Source organism: Thiolapillus sp. (genome assembly GCF_048562965.1).
Taxonomy (GTDB): Bacteria; Pseudomonadota; Gammaproteobacteria; order Chromatiales; family Chromatiaceae; genus Thiolapillus; species Thiolapillus brandeum_A.
Genome location: NZ_JBHNMF010000494.1, coordinates 1 through 2,447, shown reverse-complemented (window position 1 = coordinate 2,447; position 2,447 = coordinate 1). Strand labels below are relative to the sequence as shown.

Below are 2,447 nucleotides of genomic sequence, written 5' to 3'. Positions count from 1 at the left end.
CGCCGCGTTCGGAGGCCTACTTTGCTTCCCCTCTGGCGCTATGCGCACGACGGGTAAGCAGTGCGGCCTCGCGGCTACTGGGGTCTACCAGCCATCGCTTCGCTCTCCATGGCTGGCAGCGAAAGCCTATGACAGTATAGTGGAAGCAAGGACTTCACTCGATATCTACTTCACCTTCTACAATACAGAAAGACGGCATCAGCGCCTTGACCGGCGGACGCCAGATAACGTGTATTATGAGGCGACTGCCAGAAAGGTGATCTGAACCGGGAAAGCACTTATCTTGCTGTCCAATAATGGGGGTCCACTTCTCTTTCCCACATACTCAACCGGCCATCATAATTGGCGCCAAACTGGTCAAGATAATCAAGATAATTGACGCCAAACATCCTGGCCTACGAGGAGAAGCGCCTAGCAGACTCGACCAAATCGCGGGTCTGTAACAGATAGACGCAAACCTAATCACCGTTCTTTTCTCGCCTCGGCAATAGCATGCATCATCTCCTGATGCGACCACTTAACTGTCTTTATTCCATATCTGTCCAACGCTGTTGGAAGCTGATCCGGCGGGGTATCACCTTTATAGACCCCGATCACGCCCTTACGGCGTTTCAGGCTTTCGGTAATCTCCCAATCGACCCACTTGCTTTTAGCGCAGTCCGTGGTTAGATAGACCGCTGTTACTGATGCACGATCAATGCGTTCACGGATTTTCTGTTTGATGTAGTCTTCATTCTTGCTGTTAACGGCTTCTTTTAGTGAGAAGTCGTCAAACTCCAAATCGGTTTTTTCATTCTTCGCTTGTCCCCGAAGAAGATTGACCTCATCTTCGTTCTCAAAAGCAAAGCTAATGAAGACGTGACAGCCAGTTTCACTCTGCGCCTTGAGCTTCTGCTTCGCCTTCTCTTCCAGTTGCTTCAGGTCAGCACTTCGAATGCTTCCACCTCCGCCACCACCCATTTCAACCTCCCTTCTCGAAATCAAATTCAAGACACGCAATACAGTTGCCGCAAGGTTCGGATCCACCCACATGGCATGAATATGTTCCGGTTATACCCTTGTCCTGTGCTAACTTGAGAACATCCGCCTTGCTGAACTCTGCAAGGGGAGTCAAAACCCTAATCCGACGACTGAGCGCCACTTCGATGGCTGATTCTGCCTTCTCGATAAACTCATTACGTTGATCTGGGAATAGGCTGAAACGTTCAGCGAGCAAACCGATTGATATGTTTGATGCCCCCACCTGATAGGCGTATGTGCTTCCCACTAATAAAAACAGGAGATTGCGTCCCGGTGTGAATGCGTCCTCTTTTACATTCAGCTCATCTGAAGTTAAACCAGAGTGAATCACCCGACCGAACCCTGACAAATCCATCTTGACTGGTGTCGATAATTCCAAGTGTGCATGCACCTGTTGGCAGGTTTCCCATTCCATTTCTGCGGAATGTTGTCCGTAGTCAATGAAGAGCGGATGGGTATGTAGACCTTCCTCATGGGCCAAAACCCCAACCAAGGTCGAATCAAGCCCTCCAGAAACCAGATTGACCATGCTCACCAGCCTGCCTCCCGCTTGGCGACACGCATGGTCACCCACATCGCCAAATCAACACAGCCGACGGGGTGACCAAAATCAGACGCTACACGTTGAAACTCCTTCTCGACTCGTTCGTAACTCGCCAAACGTGACAATGCACTGGGCTTAGGATCTATCCCCCGTGCGAGCCGCAGATAATCCAGAATATGGGTATCTAATACAGCGAGCTCTGCGCAATAACCAACACGACGCAGAAACAGGCTTGCCTGCTTCGGCCCAAAACCCCATACATTCTTGACCAAGAGTTCTCTAGCCTCCTTTGCAGAGCCGCATGAAATCATCATTTTTCTAAATGACTGACCTTGGCCATAAATCTTGGTCTTGGTGGTGGTTAATAGCGAGGAAAGGCGGTTTCTGAAGCGTGGACGGACGTGCTGAACTTTACCATTACGCTCCACTGGAAGAGGTTCAGATAACGTTTCGGAAAGGCATCGCTCATACTCAGTGCCACCATGATTATGTTGCGATGATCGTAGCAAGCCGCGCTCACTGAGTCGTTGAGCAGCCGCTTCAGCGACCTCAAACACCATTTGACTGCTGAACATGCACACGCAGGCTTCGTACAACAATTCATCCTCCGTCAGATGCCGCCAATCCTGAAGACACCTATCATTGTCTTGAATCTCCTTACACAGTACGCGGATTGTTCGATCGATAGCGTTTACATTCATTCCGATGCCTCCCAACCAAGCGCTGCGGCGCAATGACTGAACACCCGTGGTGGCATATTAAAGCGGAAGAAATTGAGAACATCGCCATCGTTGACTGCTTCCCGAAGCCGGTCCATCCAGTCCGCGTAAAACGCTAAATTATGAGCCAACGTACGAGCCTGAAATGAGAGATCATCGTCTCC

General features: G+C 50.2%; 5 protein-coding genes. 1 reads left to right on the top strand and 4 read right to left on the bottom strand.

The features are described 5' to 3' along the window. Window positions 1-40 precede the first annotated feature (40 nt). Window positions 41-265 (top strand): integrase core domain-containing protein, encoded by a 225-nt coding sequence (locus ACOCD2_RS16840; protein WP_293649740.1) that lies wholly within the window; start codon window positions 41-43, stop codon window positions 263-265. Window positions 266-462: 197 nt separating this feature from the next. Here ACOCD2_RS16840 and ACOCD2_RS16835 read toward each other — a convergent pair whose 3' ends face one another. From ACOCD2_RS16835 to ACOCD2_RS16820, 4 genes are all read right to left on the bottom strand, one after another. After that, a complete protein-coding gene (locus ACOCD2_RS16835) occupies window positions 463-960 on the bottom strand; it encodes a TIR domain-containing protein (protein ID WP_419625811.1) in 498 nt (165 codons plus the stop codon). Window position 961: 1 nt separating this feature from the next. Then, window positions 962-1,549, bottom strand: a complete 588-nt coding sequence (locus ACOCD2_RS16830; protein ID WP_419594022.1) for a 7-cyano-7-deazaguanine synthase — start codon at window positions 1,547-1,549, stop codon at window positions 962-964. 2 nt (window positions 1,550-1,551) lie between these two features. Continuing rightward, on the bottom strand, window positions 1,552-2,265 hold the full coding sequence (locus ACOCD2_RS16825; protein WP_293649734.1) for a hypothetical protein: 714 nt from the start codon (window positions 2,263-2,265) through the stop codon (window positions 1,552-1,554). Continuing rightward, window positions 2,262-2,447 (bottom strand): hypothetical protein (locus tag ACOCD2_RS16820; protein ID WP_293649732.1); only part of this gene is annotated, 186 nt, incomplete at its 5' end. The genes ACOCD2_RS16825 and ACOCD2_RS16820, both read right to left, overlap by 4 nt.